Origin of the sequence: Vibrio sp. 1557 (genome assembly GCF_033340175.1) — a bacterium.
Lineage (GTDB): Bacteria > Pseudomonadota > Gammaproteobacteria > Enterobacterales > Vibrionaceae > Vibrio > Vibrio alginolyticus.
Window position 1 is genome coordinate 21727 of sequence record NZ_JAWOVZ010000027.1, and the last position, 18489, is coordinate 40215.

An 18489-nucleotide genomic window follows, 5' to 3' on the forward strand; every position below is an offset into this window, starting at 1 on the left:
AACGGTTGGGTTAATAAGCCACTCAACAAGTGATGTATTTTCTACTCCTTAACATGAAGTGAAAAAGTAAACTGAGTAATCAATCTAAATTCTGACTTGTTTATCAATAGCGCTCTGTATTTATTACAAAAAATGTTTGAATGGGATGCTCTGGCATATTTTATTATATTCACATGTGATTCATTTCACGGCTTTAATTACTCATTCTTATTTATTTCATAAATAAACCTGATAGTAGACGCAAATGGCAGGCTCTAACCAGAGCTAAGTTTGCATTTACATAAATATCAGGTATGACAATGGACACGTTAATCAAACCCTCAATACTCGCATTAACCATCGCCAGTGCACTTAGTGCAAACGCGAACGCAGAGATTATTATTTCCCAATACGTAGAAGGCGGCGCTTATAATAAAGCGGTAGAGATCGCTAATACGGGTGATACTGCGGTGACACTCACTGGCTACGAGTTGGCGAAATCATCAAACGGTGGTGGTACTTGGGGTAGCACATTCGACCTTAGCCAAGTGACGCTACAAGCTAACCAAGTGTATGTACTGGCGCATGGTGACGCGAGCGATACCATCAAAGCTGTCTCGGATATCACAGATAAAAGCGTTGCGAACTTTAACGGTGACGACCCGATCGCACTGCTTAAAGATGGTGAAGTGCACGACATCATCGGTGTGATGGGTGACGTAGATTTTGGTAAAGACACCACATTAGTTCGTAACAGTGATGCTCTAACCCCTTCTGCTACTTATGATGCATCTCAGTGGACGGCATTTGAGAAAGACAACATTGACGGCCTTGGTGAGCTAAATGCGACTGAGCCACCAGCACCATTCGCTTGTGAAGTCGACGGTCAGCAACCTAACTTCACTACCATCCAAGATATTCAAGGTGAAGGCGATACGTCTCCATTCATTGATGGTTACCCATACATTACTGACGAAGATCATTTCGTAACGGGTGTCGTGACTGCTGTTACCACTGGCCTAACCAAAGGTTTCTACCTACAAGCATTAGAAAGCGACAACAACGACAAGACCTCAGAAGGCTTGTTCATTCATACTGACGCGGCAGACACGGCGCTGAAAGCTGGTGATGTTGTTTGTGTGAAAGGTAAAGTTCAAGAGTATTACAGCAATACTCAGCTTGCTTCTGATGCTAACAGCTATGTGAAAACAGGCACCTCTGAAACCCCTCGAGTTACCGATCTTGTTATCAAAGAAGGTGAGACACTACGTGATGCGCTTGAGCGTCATGAAGGGATGCAAGTTGAGTTAACCTCGGCAAGTGACTTGTTTGTAACTCGAAACTTCTCTTACGACTACGATTCACGTCGTAACAATATGATGCTCTCTCATGAAGCGCCATTGTTAAAGCCGACTCAATTACACGCGGCAGAGAGCGATGCAGCCGTTGAGCTAGCAAAAGACAACGCAGCGAACCGCGTATACTTAGAATCAGATGGCAAAGCACCAAACGGACAAATCCCATACTACCCAGATTTTGCTAAAGATGCAGACCAAGATGGCTCTTCAGAGCAGCACATTCGCCTTGGTTCTCGAGTAGAAGGTCTTCAGGGTGTCGTGGCTTACAGCTACAACGAATACCGCCTGATTGCGACCAATGAAGTCGATAACACCAACTTTGTGACTTCAGGTGAAGGCTTCGATGTGGCTCGTAAAGATGCCCCAGCGATTGCGGACTCAGATTTGCGTATTGCAAGCTTCAACGTACTGAACTACTTCAACTCCGTGGCTGACAGTGGTCATGAAAACCCAACCGGACAAAACCGCGGTGCGACTAATCTAGACGAATTCCTGATCCAGCAAGCGAAAATCGTTGCGGCGATGAACAAGATGGACGCAGACGTTATTGGTTTGATGGAAGTGGAAAACAACGGCTTTGGTGATGGCAGTGCTATCCAAAACTTAGTTGATGCCCTAAATGCTGAGATTGATGACGCTGAAGATCATTACACGTATGTCGAAATCGAAGAGCAAGACAAATACCAAGACGAATACTTTGGCAGTGATGCGATCATGGTGGCGATTTTATATCGTGCTAACGCAGTAACGCCAAAAGACGCTGCAAAAGTGATCATCACGCCAGAGCAGCACATTGCAGAAAACACAATTACTCGTAAAGAGGGCACAGAAAGTAACCCTGCTTACGATAAGTACCAACGCCACAGTCTACTTCAGACCTTTACGGTGAAAGAGACGGGTGAAGATTTGTCTATTGTCGTAAACCACTTTAAGTCGAAAGGCTCTGAGTGTATTGAAGAGTGGATTGCCGGTGTAGAAGATTCTGAGCCAGCGGATCTGCAAGGCAACTGTAACAACTTCCGCGTTTCTGCTGCGCACGCAGTGGGTGAAGCGTTGAAAGAGGTGAAAGGCGATGTATTGCTCATGGGCGACCTCAATGCTTATGGCATGGAAGACCCACTTCTGACACTGACTGATTACTCGAAAGAGAAATACGGCCGTGACATTTATACTGCTGCTTACACAACCATTGGTGATGGTGAACTTCAAGTAGAGAAGACCAAAATTGAAAAAGGTTACGGTCTGCACAACTTAAACACGTTGCTGCACGGCACTGATACGTTTTCTTACACCTATTCGGGCGAGCTGGGTAATTTGGACCACGCATTGGCAAGCAGCAGCCTAGCGCAAAAAGTGGTAGCAATTGAAGATTGGCACATCAACTCACTAGAGAGTAACTTGTTCGAATACAGCAGCAAGTACACAGGTGATATGCCGAAGTACAAAGATGCGTTCTCTGCCTCTGACCACGATCCAGTGATCATCGCGATTGATTTACCAGATACAGATATCGATCTACCAAGCTCAGGTGAAAACCTAGCAGTGGAAGTTCGTCTACCACCAAACGCAGTTGTCGGTGATATCGTGACGGTAAGCCTAACGGAAGCAACTCAAGCGGCGTCGTCAACGTCTGATACTGATGGTTACGAAGCGAGTGCAACTCTGACACAAACAGACATTGATGCTCGTAGCGTGAGTGTGGAATTCGACAAAGCACCAACGGAAGGTCAGTACGTTCTAGAAGAGAAAGTGACAGATTCTACCGGTAACACGGTTAAGTTCAGTGATTCTCGCGATGTTACGCTAGAGCCGTCGAGCACTAACCCATCAGACGATGATGATGATGGTGGTTCATTTGGCTTTGGCGCGCTATTTGCGCTGCTAGGTCTCGGCTTATTCCGCCGTCGCCGCTAAGCGAATTTACTTCCTGACAAACAGTTCCTAAATAGCTGTAAAGACCAAAGGCCAGCCTATGCTGGCCTTTATGTTCAGAAAAAATATAGAAATGGATAATCATATTGACGTATTAGTTACCAAGTTTGGGTATACTTTTTCAGCAGAGCAAAGGGTGAGACTACTAAATGGACATTAGCTATCGTCAGCTCAAAGCTTTTATCGCCTTGGCTGAGGAACAAAATTTTACTTATGCCGCTGAAAAGGTGCACATCACCCAGTCTGCGTTGAGCCAGATGATGAAAAAGCTGACCCAGCAACTTGCCAGCGAACTCTATCAGCGCCAAGGCAGGAAAATCATACTCACCGAAGCGGGCGAGCAGTTGTATCAGGAAGCGCGATTTATCGTTAATCGCTTGGATAAACTAGTTCAGCAAAACAAAGACCGCCAGCACGGCTACAACAAGTCGCTGGTGGTTTCGTCGCTATATACGTTGTGTGCATCCTTAGCGCCGAAAACCCTCAATGACCTGAAAAAGCGCTATCCAGATTTTACTTTTCGCTTAATTGAAGAACGGGTTGATGACATTACCCATTCAGTACTACAAGGGCAGGCAGACATCGGCATCAACACCAATCCGAATCACCCAGAATTGAACTTTGATTTACTGTTTCGCGATTACCTGTGCTTTGTTTGCCGGCAAGACCATCCGCTCGCCGAGCATAAGCAAGTCAGTTGGGAACAAGCGCATCAATACGCGTCGATTGGTGTCAGCCCCGGGAACAGTTTACGCACACTTGCCGACGAAGCGTTTCAACGCATTGGTTTAACCTATGATCCGGAGTTGAGCGCTTCGCATACCTCAACGCTATTAGGGATGATTTCCAGCGGACTAGGTTCGACGATTCTGTCTTCCACTATCGGTGAGTTGAGCAACAACGTGGAAGTTCGCTTTATTCCGGTTGTTCAACCGGTTCAGTACCGCTCAGTAGGGCTCATTACACGTAAAGAAACTCATCGAGAGTTAGTCGATGAGTTCAGTTTGATTTTGAAAAAGCATGTCAGCGACTGGGGCTTTGCTGAGTTTATCCCCAGTCGTTAAGCGACGTTACATTGGCCCGACGGGTAAACCTGTCAGCATGTAAATCAGGAATAGCCCGCCCCAAACACTAAATAGCACCAGAGCGTATGGCACCATCATCGCGAGGAAAGTACCAAATTTCACTTGCGGATTATATTTGGCGATCAGCGCCAGTACCATCGGAATATATGGATTGGTCGGTGAAATGATGTTGGTAGTGGAGTCGGCAATACGATAGCCCATTTGCGTAATTTGCGGGTCTACGCCAAGTAACATAAAGAGTGGGATAAATACCGGGGCCATGATCGCCCATTGCGCCGAACCACTAAACACAATCATGTTCATCACGCCAGCAAGCATCATAAACAGCGCCATCATCGCCAGCTTTGGCATCTCGACAGACGAAATCCATTCCGCACCATTCACCGCAATAAAGATAGCTAAATTAGACCACTTAAACCAAGCAATGAACTGGGCAATCACAAATACCAAGACAATGTAGCCGCCAACGCCCTTGAGCGCTTTGGACATCAAGTCAGGAATATCACTGGCTTGTTTGATCGTACCCGCTTTGACGCCGTAAACCACCGCATTCATAAAGAAGAATGCCATGATGATCGGGATAATCCCTTTTAGGAAAGGTGAAGGTACCAAACCGCCGTCTGCATTACGTAGAGGTGAATCGGCTGGCAGCAGGGCGGCCAAAAGCAAAGCGATAAACACCAAAGACGCTGCTCCAGCCCATTTCAACGCACTCTTTTGCTTAGTGGTAATTTCAAAAGACGGTTCACTATCGGCGTGGTTGGTTGTCACTTTATGCGCGAATTTAGGCTCGATGTATTTGTCGGTGATGAGCGTCCCTGTGACGACTAAAATCGGAACGGAAAGCAACATAAAGTACCAGTTTGCTGCCGGGCTAACTTCGACGTGTTCAACGATGGCAGACGCTTCGGTTGAAATACCGGAAAGTAATACATCGGTGCCAGCAATAAATAGGTTGGCGGTAAACCCAGCCGCGACCGCGACAAAACCTGCGGCGATGCCGACAATTGGGTTGCGGTTGGTTGCCGCAAAAATCAGACCTGCGAGAGGGGGAACCAAAATGAACGCAGCGTCTGAGGCGAGGTTACCGATGATACCAGTGACGAAAATCGACGCGGTGACAAACTGACGCGGCGCGTTGAGCAATGATTGCTTGATTGCACTGTCGGCCAAGCCTACTTCTTGCAATAGCCCCACCGCTAGCATCATACATAAGACCAATCCGAGTGGTTTAAACGAGACGAAGTTATTCACCGTCGATTGCAGGATGTAAACCAGACCTTCACCACTGATTAGGCTCTTAACGTGCACTACTTCACCCGTAGATGGATGGGTCACGCCGCCGCCAATAAACGAGAATAGGCAAGAGAGCAGCATGACGCTGAGGCACAGGAAGATAAACAGATAGAAGGGATGAGGGACTTTATCGCCCAGTCGCTCAATGCGGTCGATCATTGACGCGCCTGAACTCGATTTTTGCGTAATTGCAGTCGACATTGTTAGAACACTCCTTTGTGTAAAAAGGGGAGTCACTTCCCCTCATTTGTTGTTATTGCTGTTCAATCAAATTGATAAAGTAAGCGGCGCCAATCGGCAGCAGCCGGTCGTTAAAGTCGTAGGCTTTGTTGTGCAGGCCAACGCTGCATCCTTGCTCCTCAGTGCCGTTGCCGATAAAGCCGTAGCAACCCGGTACTTTGTTGAGGAAAAAGGCGAAGTCTTCGCTGGTTAGCATAGCTTCACAGCTTGGGTTAACGCGCTCAGCTCCAACGGTTTGAGCCGCTGCGTCGATCGCTCGCCGAGTTTCGTTTTCGGTGTTAACCGTCGGTGGGTGAGAAATTGGTCCGAGTTTAAATTCTGCTTGCATCCCGTGCGCCTTGGCGCTGTGAGCTACTAGTTGCTCGAGTCGTTCAACCAAGCTATCTCGTGTTTGTTGAGACAAAGTACGGAACGTACCGCTCATATGAGCTTGGTCGGCGATGGCGTTGGTTGTTTCTCCACAATGCAGCTGTGTGACCGAAACCACTAGTGGATCAAACGGGTCGTAGTTGCGGCTGACCATGCCTTGAATACCTTGGTAAATATGGGTCGCGACAAGCAATGGATCTTGGGTTGTGTGTGGTAAGCCAGCATGACCACTTTTTCCGTCGACAGTGACAAACAGACGGTCAGAGCTCGCCATTATTGGCCCCGTCTTAAATGCGAAATGCCCTTCAGGAATGCCCGGCATATTGTGCAGAGCGTAGCATTCGTCGATCGGGAAGCGCTCTAACACGCCGTCGGTGATCATGGTCTCGGCGCCACCGCGACCTTCTTCTGCCGGTTGGAATATCAGCACCGCTTTGCCTGCAAAGTTACGCGACCGGGCCAAGTAGCGCGCAGCGAGTAGCAACATAGTGGTGTGACCGTCATGGCCACAGGCGTGCATTTTACCGTCGCGGCACGAACGGTGGGCAAATGTGTTGGCTTCATGGATGGGTAGCGCGTCCATGTCGGCGCGAAGACCGATGCTCTTTCCGTCCCCGATCGAGCCGTGAATCACACCCACCACGCCCGTTTTGGCGAAATCAGTACAGATTTCATCGACGCCGTACTTTTCGAGCTCGGCAACCACTAACGCTTGAGTGTTATTTTCTTCAAAACCTAATTCTGGTTGCTTATGAATGGCATGACGGATACTAATCGCGTCGGCTAACCAAGGTTCTAAGACTTCAATAATGTTCATACATCTCCCCCTTTAATTGAGAGTGATTTAACACTATTGAAACAATTCAAACAAACCGGATTTCTACTGAAACTATTAGCGTTGCTAATAGTTGCTTGGAGAGAGGTTAAACTAAAAGCCGCCCAATACTGAGCGGCTTGAATGACGATTATATCCCATAGGTAAATGGTTTACCGAGCGGCAGCATGTCCTGATGCACTGGTGCTAATGCGCTCGCGTAGCAGCTGAGCAGTTTCAAAGTGTATTGAGTGCGAGCGACAAAGTCACTGTCATCGCTGTGCGCCTCTTGATCAATGAGTTTATCACTGTCACGTACAATGAGATGGTCAGGCAAAAAGCACACATGGTTATTTTTGCTGCCAGTCATGCGTAATTCGCTGATCGGGTAAACACCGTTGATACTGACGCTAACACTCACCAATAGTGCTGGTTTATGTGCCAGTTCGTTTGCGGTCGTCAGCAATAGGAAGTTTTTCAGCGCTGGGGTCGCCATCCCGTGCCATTCCGGTGTGATAAAGACAAACGCGTCAGACTCTTTCAGTTTTTGCGCGATTGGCGTCCAGACACCCCACTCTTCGCTACCTTGCCAAACGCCTTCATTCCAAAATGGCAGGTTCAGTTCATGCAGATCGAGGATTTCCACTTGATCGAATTCTTGCAAACCGTGCTGTTTGATAAAACGAGCTACGTTGAGACTTTGTGAATTTGCCCTTTGGCTGCCAGAGACAATCGTTAGTTTCATAATCATTTCCTTTTGAATTTTATATCTTGTTTATTGGAGTTATGCATTTGCAGCTTTAGGACTATGGGAGGCCAAAAAGATCGAAACCAGTATTGCTCCTGCACCTAACAATTGCAGTGGTGTGAGTATTTCATCTAAAAATACGTAGCCCAACACGCTCGCCGAGACGCTACTCAGAAATCCTAGAAACGCGACGTTTGTTGCAGGAAGACGCTCGATTCCTTTAAACCACAGTGCGTAAGCGAGTACCGCGCCCACTATGGTTAGGTAGCTGTATCCGGCCAAGTTTTTTAGCGAAATGGTCTCCGGTAGACCTTCAAACCATAGCGCTGCAGGTAATAAAAGGATGCCTCCGACGAGGAGTTGCCAGCCAGTGAACGCCAATGTCGACATATCCTTCGGACGTCCCCAGTATTTGGTTAGCACCACGCCACTTGCCATGCTTAATGTGCCTAGTACCGCCAGAGCAATTCCTTGCGCGCTGATCTGCACCGTTTCGTTGATGACGATAAGCGCTACACCGAGCACACCGAATATTGCTGCGATGCAGTGGCTCAAAGCGATCTTACTTTTTAATACCAGCCCACTGAGCAGCATCACGATGATCGGTTGGCTCGACATGACCAGTGCCGCGGTTCCTCCAGGTAGGTAACTTGCAGCAAAAAACAGGCAGTAAAAGAACAGTCCGATGTTGAGCACTCCAAGGCATGCGAGTTTTCCCCACCATTGCTGGTTCGGAAAGCACCGCGTATAAGCGATGAGTAATAATCCCGCCGGAAGTGCGCGTATCGCAGACGCGAGTAGGGGACTATCTGCGGGTAGCAACTCAGTAGTGACGATGTAGGTGCTGCCCCAAACGATGGGAGCAATCGCGGTGAGCAGTATTGCTTGAATCCTTTCTGCGTTGGTCATGATACCTCCTGTAAAAGTATCTTTTGTGAAAGATTGTTTTTTAAAAGTAATGGCGTTTTTTCTTTTGGTCAAGTATCTTTTTGAAAAGATTTTTAGTTGGTGATGATAATGGGGATGATGTAATGGACGGTGTAGATAAGATTCTTCAGCAGTGGCAGCAAGCACGACCTGACTTAGATTGTTCTTCGATGGGCGTGGTTGGGCGCATTCGTCGCGCGGCAAACTTCTGGGAACAGGTCCATGGCCAAGTGTGCGGTGATGCTGGGATCAGCGCAATTGAGTTCGATATTCTGGCCACGCTAAGACGTAGCATAGACCCCGTCACGCCGACAACGTTGTACAAAACGTTGATGATTTCGTCTGGTGCAGTGAGTACACGCTTAGAAGGCTTGGTACAAAAAGGTTGGGTGCACCGCGTAGCGAGCGAAAGCGACCGCAGAAGTAATCGAGTGACATTGACGGAAGACGGTGTTGCCTTTTTAGATCAGGTGCTTGAAGCGCATGTCGCGAGCATGGAACAGCACTTAACTTGTCTCGACTCTGAAGAAAGAAATGCGTTGGAAAGCCTGCTGAGTAAGTTCCTGCAAGCCGAGGTGGAATAACTGATCGTACTTGCGTTTAGATAAAAAGGCGGCACAATACTCGCTTTCAGGTTTCCACGATGTAGTCCCATGCTGTTAATTATCGATAATTATGATTCGTTTACCTACAACCTTTACCAATACTTCTGCGAGCTTGGTGCAGACGTAAAGGTGGTGCGTAACGATGAAATCGATATCCAAGGCATTGAGGCGATCAACCCAACTCATTTGGTGATCTCGCCAGGGCCATGTACGCCGAACGAAGCAGGTATTTCACTGAAAGCGATAGAACACTTCGCTGGTAAGCTTCCAATATTGGGTGTTTGCCTTGGCCATCAAGCGATAGCGCAAGTGTTTGGAGGCGAAGTGGTACGTGCACGACAAGTGATGCACGGTAAGACCTCACCGATTCGTCATAACGGTCGTAGTGTGTTTAAAAATCTGAATAACCCACTCACGGTAACTCGTTATCACTCTCTTGTGGTGAAAAACGGTACTTTACCCGACGTGTTTGAACTGACTGCATGGACAGAACTGCCTGACGGAAGCATGGATGAAATAATGGGTTACCAACATAAAACCTTGCCAATTGATGCGGTGCAGTTCCACCCAGAATCAATCAAAACTGAGCAAGGTCACGAGTTGCTTGCGAACTTTTTAGCGCGCAAAGCGATCTGATCGCGATCACTTTTCTTAACAAATCATTCATCTTTTTGCTGAGGTGAGCGGATTGCAAAACTATGCGGTTCTCTCGAGTCTCTTTGTCTATTCATGTCTTTTTAAACCTTCTATCCCCTGTATTACATAACATTTATAAAAAATCACTTCTCTATTTTACTTTCTTGATGCATAAATAGTCATAAGCAGTGATTAATGGAAGTTGCTTTCGAGAACGAAAAGAATAAATCACTATTGAAATGGTTAATTAAATGTAAATACAATGCCGCAATAGCTTAAATGCAAAACATTATTTGCTGGCAAAGAGAGCCGGTTAAATTCGCTTATCTGCTACGCATGCGGTATCAAGAAGGAATGTGCAATGACAACGGAAATTAAAGTAGAGCGCGGTTTATTCGATGAGGTAATGGTACCTTGCTATAACCCGATGGAAATGATCCCTGTTAAAGGTGAAGGTTCACGTGTTTGGGATCAGGAAGGTAATGAATACATCGACTTTGCTGGTGGTATTGCAGTGAGCTGTCTTGGCCATTGTCATCCAGTAATGGTAAACGCGCTAACAGAGCAAGCTAACAAGCTTTGGCACTTAAGTAACGTTATGACGAACGAACCAGCCCTTCGTCTGGCGAAAAAGCTAACAGAAGTGAGTTTTGCTGAGCGAGTGTTCTTTGCTAACTCTGGCGCAGAAGCAAACGAAGCCGCTTTGAAGCTGGCACGTCGTTATGCAGCAGACGTTCATGGCACTGAGAAATCTGAAATCATTGCATTCAAACAAGGTTTCCACGGTCGTACATTCTTTACCGTAACGGTTGGTGGCCAAGCGGCATACTCTGACGGCTTCGGTCCTAAGCCAGGCGACGTGACACACCTTCCTTACAACGATATCGAAGCTTTACAAGCACACATGTCTGATCGTACTTGTGCGGTCATGATGGAGCCACTACAAGGTGAAGGCGGCATCGTGCCACCAACGCCTGAGTTCGCTCAAGCGGTTCGCGAGCTGTGTGACAAACACAACGCCTTACTGATCTTCGATGAAGTGCAAACTGGTAATGGCCGTACAGGTAACTTCTACGCTTACCAAGGTTTAGGTATCACGCCAGATATTCTAAGTACTGCGAAATCACTTGGTGGCGGTTTCCCGATCGGTGCAATGCTAACGACAGCAAAATTGGCAGAGCACATGAAAGTGGGCACTCACGGTTCTACATATGGCGGTAACCCACTAGCGTGTGCGGTTGCAGAAGCGGTTGTAAATGAAGTTACTAAGCCAGAGGTGTTGGCTGGTGTGCTAGAACGCGAAGCAATGTTCCGTGAAGGTCTAGAGAAGATCAACGCGAAGTACAACATCTTCTCAGAAGTGCGCGGTCAAGGCCTATTACTTGGCGCTGCACTAAATGAAGAATGGCAAGGCCGTGCGCGTGACGTGCTGGTTGCTGCAGGTAAACAAGGTCTCATGGTATTGGTTGCGGGTGCCAATGTCGTACGTTTCACACCATCACTCGTTATCACACAACAAGAAATTGAAGAAGGCTTGGCGAAACTGGATAAAGCGATCGCGACTTTAGTTTAAGCGCGATATCAGTTTAAACGTCAACGCAGACACCCCCGTCAAGGATCTCTGATGGGGGAATTGTTCCTACAATATAGTTAGGATCTTCTTGCATCTGGAGGGAGTATTGATGCTAGTAGTTCGCCCTATCGCGATGTCGGATTACGACGCACTGCACACTTGTGCGGTGGAGTCTGGTCACGGATTTACATCTCTACCGGTTAACGAAGAACTGTTAACCAATCGAATCAAACATTCAGAGTACAGCTTTGGTAAGCCAGATGTGGCAGAACCAGGCGATGAAGGCTACCTGATGGTTGGCTTTGACTCTGAAACGGGTGAGGTTGCGGGTACCACCGGAATCGAAGCATCTATCGGCTGGGATGTCCCATTTTACTCATATCACATTAGTAAAGTTGTGCACTCGTCGCCAAAGCTTGGCGTTAACAACGTCGTTAAACTGCTTACTTTTGGTAATAACTACACGGGTAACAGCGAAATTTGTACCTTGTTCTTGCGTGAGAAATTCCGCCAAGGTCTGAATGGTCGTCTAATGTCGAAGTGTCGTTTCCTAATGATGGCAGAGCACCCAGAGCGCTTCTCTGAAACGATCTTTGCGGAGATGCGTGGCGTTTCAGACGACGAGGGTAATTCACCATTCTGGCAATGGCTTCAAGAGCATTTCTTCTCTATCGATTTCACGCTTGCAGATTACCTGACAGGTATCGGCAAGAAAGGCTTTATCGCCGACTTGATGCCGAAACTGCCTATTTACATCAATCTGCTCAGCCCAGAAGCGCAAGCCGTGATTGGTCAAGTACATGACAACACGCGTCCTGCGCTGAAGCTGCTTGAGCGTGAAGGTTTTACCAACCGAGGCTACGTCGACATCTTCGATGGTGGCCCAACGGTTGAGTGTGATCTGCGTAATATTGAGTCGGTACGTCATTCATTCCGCGCGCAAGTCAAAATCTCTGAACATTCCAGCACACAAGACTTCTTGATGTGTAATTCATCTTTCGAGAACTTCCGTGCGACAGTCACTAAGGCGGCGTATGACGCAGAGACACAGAGCGTAATGATCGCACCAGACGTTGCGGATGCACTTTCGGTTGAAGAAGGGGATTTCGTTCGCCTTCTTCCGCAGTAACAGACGACAGAATTTAAGGATAGAAACAATGACACATTGGATTGCAGGTGAATGGGTACAAGGTCAGGGTGAAGCATTTACGTCTCTGTCGCCGTACAACCAAGAAGTGATCTGGCAAGGCAAAGGTGCAACGGCAGAGCAGGTGAACCAGGCGGTATCTGCAGCGCGTGAAGCGTTTATTGACTGGAAAAAGCGCCCATTTTCAGAGCGTGAGGCAATCGTGTTGGCTTTTGCGGAGAAAGTAAAAGAGAACAGCGAAAAAATCGCCGAAGTCATTGCCAAAGAAACCGGTAAGCCAATTTGGGAAACGCGCACTGAAGCAGCAGCCATGGCAGGTAAAATTGCCATTTCGATTCGCGCTTATCATGACCGCACTGGTGAGGCGAGCCGTGAAGCAGCAGGCAACCAAATCGTATTGCGCCACCGCCCATTGGGCGTGATGGCGGTGTTTGGTCCTTACAACTTCCCAGGCCACCTACCAAATGGTCACATTGTACCTGCGCTACTGGCTGGTAACACGGTAGTCTTCAAACCGTCTGAGCAAACGCCATGGACGGGTGAATTGGCAATGAAGCTATGGGAAGAAGCCGGTCTGCCGAAAGGCGTGATTAACCTTGTTCAAGGCGCGAAAGAAACTGGTATCGCCCTCGCTGACGCAAAAGGCATTGATGGCGTACTGTTTACGGGTAGCGCAAATACGGGGCATGTATTACACCGTCAATTTGCGGGTCAACCGGGCAAGATGCTCGCACTAGAAATGGGTGGTAATAACCCGATGGTGATCTCTGATAAATATGGTGATTTGGATGCCACGGTTTATACCATCATCCAGTCAGCGTTTATCAGTGCTGGGCAGCGTTGTACGTGTGCTCGTCGTTTGTATGTGTCATTGGGTGAAAAAGGCGATGCGCTTATCACCAAGCTCGTTGAAGCGACACGCAATATTCGCGTAGACCAACCATTTGCAGAACCTGCGCCATTTATGGGACCGCAAATTTCGGTCGCGGCAGCCAAGTTTATTCTTGATGCACAAGCTAATCTACAGTCTCTTGGCGGTGAAAGCTTGATTGAAGCGAAAGCAGGAGAGGCGGCGTTTGTTTCTCCTGGCATCATTGATGTAACGAACATTGCTGAGTTACCAGATGAAGAATACTTCGGCCCACTTCTGCAAGTGGTGCGTTACGAAGGGTTAGACAAAGCCGTGGCGCTAGCAAACGATACGCGCTTTGGCTTATCTGCTGGTTTGGTCTCAACCGACGACCAAGAATGGGAATACTTCGTTGACCACATTCGTGCTGGCATCGTGAACCGTAACCGCCAGCTCACTGGTGCAAGCGGTGATGCGCCATTTGGTGGCCCGGGGGCGTCGGGTAACTTGCGCCCAAGCGCTTACTACGCAGCAGATTACTGTGCGTACCCAATGGCATCAATGGAAGGTCAAGAAACTGTCTTGCCTGCAACATTGAGTCCAGGTGTAGCGCTATAAGTTTTAATAATAGAGTCGCAACTATGCATTGCGGCTCACCTTGCCGGCGCATCATTTAGGTATGGGTTGTAGTGATCGTTGGCAGAACACGAAAAGTGAGCAAAGACTCGGAAAAGCGTGTTGACTGACTGGCATTTACCGTCACAGGTTGATGGTTGCTCGTTCATTATTCTGGACAACTTTTGTTGTGAACGAGCAGCCAACTTCCGCTTACCTTTAAACTCTACATCTCGTAACAAGGAGTCGTTATGACGCCCGATGTGTTATTTGAATCGCTATGGCAAGATTACATTCAACGTCTTTGCCCTTCGGCGGCTAAAGTGCATCAGCTGCTTCAAGAAGATGAGCCTCTGATTAATGATCATATAGCTTTACGTACCTTCAATATCGCGCCTCTTGGTATTGAAACTCTAGCTAAGCCATTTGTAGCTATTGGTTACAAGGCGTGTGGTGATTACGTTTTCGAAAGCAAAAAGCTGGTTGCTAAGCACTATGAGCACCCAGATCCGAAGCAACCTAAAGTCTTTATTAGTGAGCTAAAAGTTGAAGAGTGCTCGTCTGAGCTACAAGAGATTGTGAAAAATTTGGTGGCACAAGTCGATGCTGACAAGCTGAACGATAGTGCATTCTTACATGGTGGACGCTTGTGGGATTTAAGCTTTGCTGATTACCAAACGTTGGCTAAAGAAAGTGAGTACGCATCTTGGCTTGCGGCGCATGGTTACGGAGCAAACCACTTCACGGTGAGCGTTAACCAGCTCAATGAATATGAAGAAGTGAAGCAGGTAAACGATCATCTGCGTACCGCTGGGTTTACCATTAATGAAAATGGTGGTGAAGTGAAGGGCACTCCTGAGGTGTTGCTAGAGCAGTCATCGACCATGGCAGATAAAGTAGCGGTTCGTTTTAGCGAAGGCACTGAAATTATCCCTGGCGGGTTTTATGAATTTGCTAAGCGCTATCCGATGGAAAATGGTGATTTGTACCCAGGTTTCGTGGCCGCTTCAGCTGACAAAATCTTTGAAAGTACGAATAGCTAAGTTTTAGGGTTAACCTGTTAAGCTTACTCATTAGTGTTCGCTGCACCCTATCTCATTTGGTCATGAGCAAATAAAAAGCCACCAATGTTTCCATTGGTGGCTTTTATAATTTTGTTCGTGTCACTCTAGTTTGAGATTAACGAGTACCGTAAACTACGATGGTTTTACCGTGAGCAGAGATTAGGTTCTGCTCTTCTAGCATCTTCAAAATACGACCTACTGTCTCACGAGAACAGCCAACAATTTGACCGATTTCTTGACGAGTGATCTTGATTTGCATGCCGTCTGGGTGAGTCATTGCGTCTGGTTGTTTTGCAAGGTTCAGAAGCGTCTGAGCGATACGACCAGTTACGTCTAGGAACGCCAGGTCACCCACTTTTTGGCTAGTTACTTGAAGACGACGAGCCATCTGCGCAGAAAGACGCATTAGGATGTCTGGGTTTACTTGGATAAGCTGACGGAACTTCTTGAAAGAAATTTCAGCAACTTCACAAGGAGATTTAGCACGAACCCAAGCTGTGCGCTCTTGGTCTTCCTCGAATAGACCAAGTTCACCAATAAAGTCTCCTTGGTTTAGGTAAGAAAGGATCATCTCCTTACCTTCTTCGTCTTTGATAAGAACCGCAACAGAACCTTTAACGATGTAGTACAAAGTTTCTGCCTTTTCGCCCGCGTGAATTAGCGTGCTCTTTGAAGGGTACTTATGAATATGACAGTGTGAAAGAAACCACTCTAATGTTGGGTCGGTTTGAGGTTTACCTAGAACCATAATATCTCACTTCCTCTGCAGGGTACGCTTGCGCTATCCATATTTTAGCTAAGCCTGAATTAGGCCTACTAGAATAAGAGCACTTTTTATATGCTGCAAGCTCTCTTGTGTTTCGGTAAGAAATAGTATCCTTTTTCGAAAACGATTTCTTGATTTTAATCGTGCCATGATTGAGATTTTGTAAGCAAAACTGTGCACATGATCACGGTATGAAAAGTAAACATCTTCGCAGGCAGGTTTTTAGCCAATTTTCCCTGTTTCGATGAGCTGTTGTAGGATAGGCCGAACTATGAGCTCCATTGCAAAGCTCATCTTACCGCCGGGTACGACAATCGTGTTGTGGCGTGACATGAATGAGCCATCAATCATGGCCAGCAGATATGGGAAGTCGACATTCTTGATACCGCGTAGGCGAATCACCACAAAACTCTCATCCAAACTAGGGATGCCTTTTGCATTAAGTGGGTTGGAAGTATCAACGGTCGGTACGCGCTGGAAGTTGATGTGAGTACGAGAAAACTGCGGAGTGATATAGTTGAGGTAATCGTCCATGGATCGCACGATTGAGTCCATTACCGCTTCACGCGAATGGCCGCGATCGCGAGTGTCACGTACGAATTTTTGGATCCACTCTAAGTTCACAATCGGCACCATGCCAATTAAGAAATCCACATGTTGAGCAACATTAACATCGCCATCGACCACGCCACCATGTAACCCTTCATAAAACAGCACGTCGCTGTTTTCGGGTAAGTCTTGCCACGGTGTAAACGTGCCTGGCATTTGATTGTAGGGAACCGCTTCGTCAAACGTGTGCAGATAACGGCGCACGCTGCCAGTACCGTCATGCCCGAACTTACGGAAAAACTCTTCTAATCCCGGGAAGTCATTAGCTTGTGGGCCAAAGTAGCTAATGTGTCGACCTTGCTCGCGGGCTTTGCGAATTTCGATGTCCATTTCTGGGCGAGTAAAGCGATGGAAGCTATCGCCTTCAACCCATGCGGGTTTAACGTTCATCATATTGAACATTTTACGGAAGGCTTCAGATGTAGTGGTCGTGCCGGCACCGGACGAACCAGTAACCGCAATAATTGGGTGTTTAGCTGACATGACAAACCTTGTCGAAAATTACTTACCTGTAATGTGCAGTAGAGTTACTACTGCACGGTCGATATCCCACTATAGCACGTAACAATACCTTGTCATCGAGTGGGATACGGTAAAATGTGAAGGGTCTAAAATTTTGTTTTATGCTGAATATCGACGGTTTCGTGTAGCTCAGAGAACACGATAACCGCTTCACCTTTTTCCAATTGAGCTTTAACTTGATCAATTTTGTCTTGCAAAGAAACCTCGACGGTTCCGTAATCCGTTCCTTCGCGTAAGACGAATTCACGAATTAAGTTTTCCAATGTTTCCGGCGCAATGTCTTGCCATGGAATGATCATAAATACCTCTAACTTTTATGATGAGCGGCTAGTTTACTGCGTTCGTTGCTTGGATACAGCAGAAAGGTAATCTGCGGCGATACTTTCGTAATACGCGGGCAGCGCTTCCTCCAACCAAAACTTAGGTTTTAACGCCGTTCCTGTCAGGAAGCCAACATGGCCACCGTGCTCAAAGAGACGGTAATCAATGTTATCTGGCAGAACAAATTTCGGGATCACATCGTCGGTCATGAACGGATCGTCTTTGGCATGGATGATCAGTGTGGGTAGCGTGATTTGCTGTAGTTTACTTAAGCCAGAGCATTGGTCGTAATAATCTTGTGCGTCTTTAAAGCCATGCAATGGTGCGGTGATCAAATCATCGAATTCATACAATCGTGTGACACGTTTTATTGAGTTGTAGGACAAAGCGAGCTCGCCATGCAATAGATGATGCTTTTGTAACGCGTTACGTTTCAGTGAAGAAAGCAGATAACGGCGATACACTTTCGAAAAGCCTTGTTCTATACGGTTCGCACACGCCGCTAGGTCTAAAGGAGCTGAGATAATAGTCGCTGCATTCAAAATAGGGTGGTCTTTATATTGGGCTAAATAATTCGCCAACATGTTACCGCCAAGAGAAATACCAACCGCAACTTTGGGATTATCAGGAAAACGTTGTTCAAGGTGCTCTAGGAAGTAACGAGCATCCGTCACTTCACCCGAGTGGTAAGCTCGTGCTTTTTTGTTTGGTTTACCGCTGCAGCCACGAAAATGCATCATCACCGACAGCCATCCAGATTGAGCAAATGCATTCATTAGCCCATTGGCATAAGGGCTATAGAAGCATCCCTCTAACCCATGAAATAAAACAAAAATCGGCTTTTTTAGTGCAGGCTCTTGGGTTGGGTCCTCGCTCCACGCGAGATCGAGAAAGTCGCCATCGGATGTATCGAGGGTTTGCCAAATCGGCGTAAACAACGCTTTTTTGCGAATAAAACGCGGCAAAAGCGTTTGGAGATGCGGGTTTTTGATCCCGGCGGCTGCGAAAAATTGTGTCATACCTAACTGCTCTT

16 protein-coding genes are annotated in these 18489 nt (G+C 47.1%); 8 read left to right on the top strand and 8 right to left on the bottom strand.

Annotated features, from left to right (window positions below; translation table 11 throughout):
* The first annotated feature begins 299 nt into the window (after window positions 1–299).
* Window positions 300–3251, top strand: coding sequence for an ExeM/NucH family extracellular endonuclease (locus R7070_RS21445; RefSeq protein WP_104975653.1), 2952 nt, complete (start codon window positions 300–302; stop codon window positions 3249–3251).
* Between the two features lie 167 nt (window positions 3252–3418).
* On the top strand, window positions 3419–4333 hold the full coding sequence (locus tag R7070_RS21450) for a LysR family transcriptional regulator (protein WP_104975652.1): 915 nt from the start codon (window positions 3419–3421) through the stop codon (window positions 4331–4333).
* 6 nt (window positions 4334–4339) lie between these two features.
* Here the strand turns inward: R7070_RS21450 and R7070_RS21455 are convergent, their stop codons facing one another.
* The 4 genes from R7070_RS21455 to R7070_RS21470 all read right to left on the bottom strand — a co-directional run bounded on the left by R7070_RS21455 (window position 4340) and on the right by R7070_RS21470 (window position 8730).
* Entirely contained in the window at window positions 4340–5851 is a 1512-nt protein-coding gene (locus R7070_RS21455) for an AbgT family transporter (protein WP_053303039.1), read from the bottom strand.
* Window positions 5852–5903: 52 nt separating this feature from the next.
* The gene (locus R7070_RS21460) at window positions 5904–7076 is read right to left on the bottom strand and encodes a M20 aminoacylase family protein (RefSeq protein WP_104975651.1); all 1173 of its coding nucleotides are present in this window, start codon (window positions 7074–7076) and stop codon (window positions 5904–5906) included.
* A 148-nt stretch (window positions 7077–7224) separates the two neighbouring features.
* Complete coding sequence (locus R7070_RS21465; RefSeq protein WP_318141301.1) at window positions 7225–7818, bottom strand: NAD(P)H-dependent oxidoreductase; 594 nt, start codon at window positions 7816–7818, stop codon at window positions 7225–7227.
* A 39-nt stretch (window positions 7819–7857) separates the two neighbouring features.
* Window positions 7858–8730 carry an EamA family transporter gene (locus R7070_RS21470; RefSeq protein ID WP_053303042.1) on the bottom strand — a complete coding sequence of 291 codons (873 nt, stop codon included), beginning with the start codon at window positions 8728–8730 and terminating at the stop codon, window positions 7858–7860.
* Between the two features lie 122 nt (window positions 8731–8852).
* Between R7070_RS21470 and R7070_RS21475 the strand changes: the two genes are divergently transcribed.
* The 6 genes from R7070_RS21475 to R7070_RS21500 all read left to right on the top strand — a co-directional run bounded on the left by R7070_RS21475 (window position 8853) and on the right by R7070_RS21500 (window position 15217).
* Window positions 8853–9332 (top strand): MarR family winged helix-turn-helix transcriptional regulator, encoded by a 480-nt coding sequence (locus tag R7070_RS21475; RefSeq protein ID WP_033907165.1) that lies wholly within the window; start codon window positions 8853–8855, stop codon window positions 9330–9332.
* A 69-nt stretch (window positions 9333–9401) separates the two neighbouring features.
* The gene (locus R7070_RS21480; RefSeq protein WP_033907164.1) at window positions 9402–9989 is read left to right on the top strand and encodes an aminodeoxychorismate/anthranilate synthase component II; all 588 of its coding nucleotides are present in this window, start codon (window positions 9402–9404) and stop codon (window positions 9987–9989) included.
* A gap of 361 nt (window positions 9990–10350) precedes the next feature.
* Window positions 10351–11562: an aspartate aminotransferase family protein gene (locus tag R7070_RS21485; RefSeq protein ID WP_005381420.1), complete on the top strand. Its 1212-nt coding sequence runs from the start codon at window positions 10351–10353 to the stop codon at window positions 11560–11562.
* A gap of 109 nt (window positions 11563–11671) precedes the next feature.
* The gene (gene astA, locus R7070_RS21490; RefSeq protein WP_005381422.1) at window positions 11672–12691 is read left to right on the top strand and encodes an arginine N-succinyltransferase; all 1020 of its coding nucleotides are present in this window, start codon (window positions 11672–11674) and stop codon (window positions 12689–12691) included.
* 28 nt (window positions 12692–12719) lie between these two features.
* On the top strand, window positions 12720–14177 hold the full coding sequence (gene astD, locus R7070_RS21495; RefSeq protein ID WP_256900710.1) for a succinylglutamate-semialdehyde dehydrogenase: 1458 nt from the start codon (window positions 12720–12722) through the stop codon (window positions 14175–14177).
* A gap of 248 nt (window positions 14178–14425) precedes the next feature.
* Window positions 14426–15217 (top strand): DUF1338 domain-containing protein, encoded by a 792-nt coding sequence (locus R7070_RS21500; RefSeq protein ID WP_053350708.1) that lies wholly within the window; start codon window positions 14426–14428, stop codon window positions 15215–15217.
* A 136-nt stretch (window positions 15218–15353) separates the two neighbouring features.
* On the opposite strand, the gene crp is transcribed toward R7070_RS21500, so the two are convergent.
* The 4 genes from crp to R7070_RS21520 form a co-directional block, all read right to left on the bottom strand.
* A complete protein-coding gene (gene crp / locus R7070_RS21505; protein WP_005381432.1) occupies window positions 15354–15986 on the bottom strand; it encodes a cAMP-activated global transcriptional regulator CRP in 633 nt (210 codons plus the stop codon).
* A gap of 240 nt (window positions 15987–16226) precedes the next feature.
* Window positions 16227–17096 (bottom strand): phosphoribulokinase, encoded by an 870-nt coding sequence (locus tag R7070_RS21510; protein WP_005381434.1) that lies wholly within the window; start codon window positions 17094–17096, stop codon window positions 16227–16229.
* 125 nt (window positions 17097–17221) lie between these two features.
* Window positions 17222–17434, bottom strand: a complete 213-nt coding sequence (locus tag R7070_RS21515; RefSeq protein ID WP_005382815.1) for a YheU family protein — start codon at window positions 17432–17434, stop codon at window positions 17222–17224.
* Between the two features lie 33 nt (window positions 17435–17467).
* Complete coding sequence (locus R7070_RS21520; protein WP_005382814.1) at window positions 17468–18475, bottom strand: hydrolase; 1008 nt, start codon at window positions 18473–18475, stop codon at window positions 17468–17470.
* Window positions 18476–18489 lie beyond the last annotated feature (14 nt).

Excerpts from the sequence above, each read along its gene's own strand:
- R7070_RS21445 (WP_104975653.1), top strand. The coding sequence starts at position 300 with ATGGACACGTTAATCAAACCCTCAATACTCGCATTAACCATCGCCAGT.
- R7070_RS21450 (WP_104975652.1), top strand. The coding sequence starts at position 3,419 with ATGGACATTAGCTATCGTCAGCTCAAAGCTTTTATCGCCTTGGCTGAG.
- R7070_RS21455 (WP_053303039.1), bottom strand. The coding sequence starts at position 5,851 with ATGTCGACTGCAATTACGCAAAAATCGAGTTCAGGCGCGTCAATGATC.
- R7070_RS21460 (WP_104975651.1), bottom strand. The coding sequence starts at position 7,076 with ATGAACATTATTGAAGTCTTAGAACCTTGGTTAGCCGACGCGATTAGT.
- R7070_RS21465 (WP_318141301.1), bottom strand. The coding sequence starts at position 7,818 with ATGAAACTAACGATTGTCTCTGGCAGCCAAAGGGCAAATTCACAAAGT.
- R7070_RS21470 (WP_053303042.1), bottom strand. The coding sequence starts at position 8,730 with ATGACCAACGCAGAAAGGATTCAAGCAATACTGCTCACCGCGATTGCT.
- R7070_RS21475 (WP_033907165.1), top strand. The coding sequence starts at position 8,853 with ATGGACGGTGTAGATAAGATTCTTCAGCAGTGGCAGCAAGCACGACCT.
- R7070_RS21480 (WP_033907164.1), top strand. The coding sequence starts at position 9,402 with ATGCTGTTAATTATCGATAATTATGATTCGTTTACCTACAACCTTTAC.
- R7070_RS21485 (WP_005381420.1), top strand. The coding sequence starts at position 10,351 with ATGACAACGGAAATTAAAGTAGAGCGCGGTTTATTCGATGAGGTAATG.
- astA (WP_005381422.1), top strand. The coding sequence starts at position 11,672 with ATGCTAGTAGTTCGCCCTATCGCGATGTCGGATTACGACGCACTGCAC.
- astD (WP_256900710.1), top strand. The coding sequence starts at position 12,720 with ATGACACATTGGATTGCAGGTGAATGGGTACAAGGTCAGGGTGAAGCA.
- R7070_RS21500 (WP_053350708.1), top strand. The coding sequence starts at position 14,426 with ATGACGCCCGATGTGTTATTTGAATCGCTATGGCAAGATTACATTCAA.
- crp (WP_005381432.1), bottom strand. The coding sequence starts at position 15,986 with ATGGTTCTAGGTAAACCTCAAACCGACCCAACATTAGAGTGGTTTCTT.
- R7070_RS21510 (WP_005381434.1), bottom strand. The coding sequence starts at position 17,096 with ATGTCAGCTAAACACCCAATTATTGCGGTTACTGGTTCGTCCGGTGCC.
- R7070_RS21515 (WP_005382815.1), bottom strand. The coding sequence starts at position 17,434 with ATGATCATTCCATGGCAAGACATTGCGCCGGAAACATTGGAAAACTTA.
- R7070_RS21520 (WP_005382814.1), bottom strand. The coding sequence starts at position 18,475 with ATGACACAATTTTTCGCAGCCGCCGGGATCAAAAACCCGCATCTCCAA.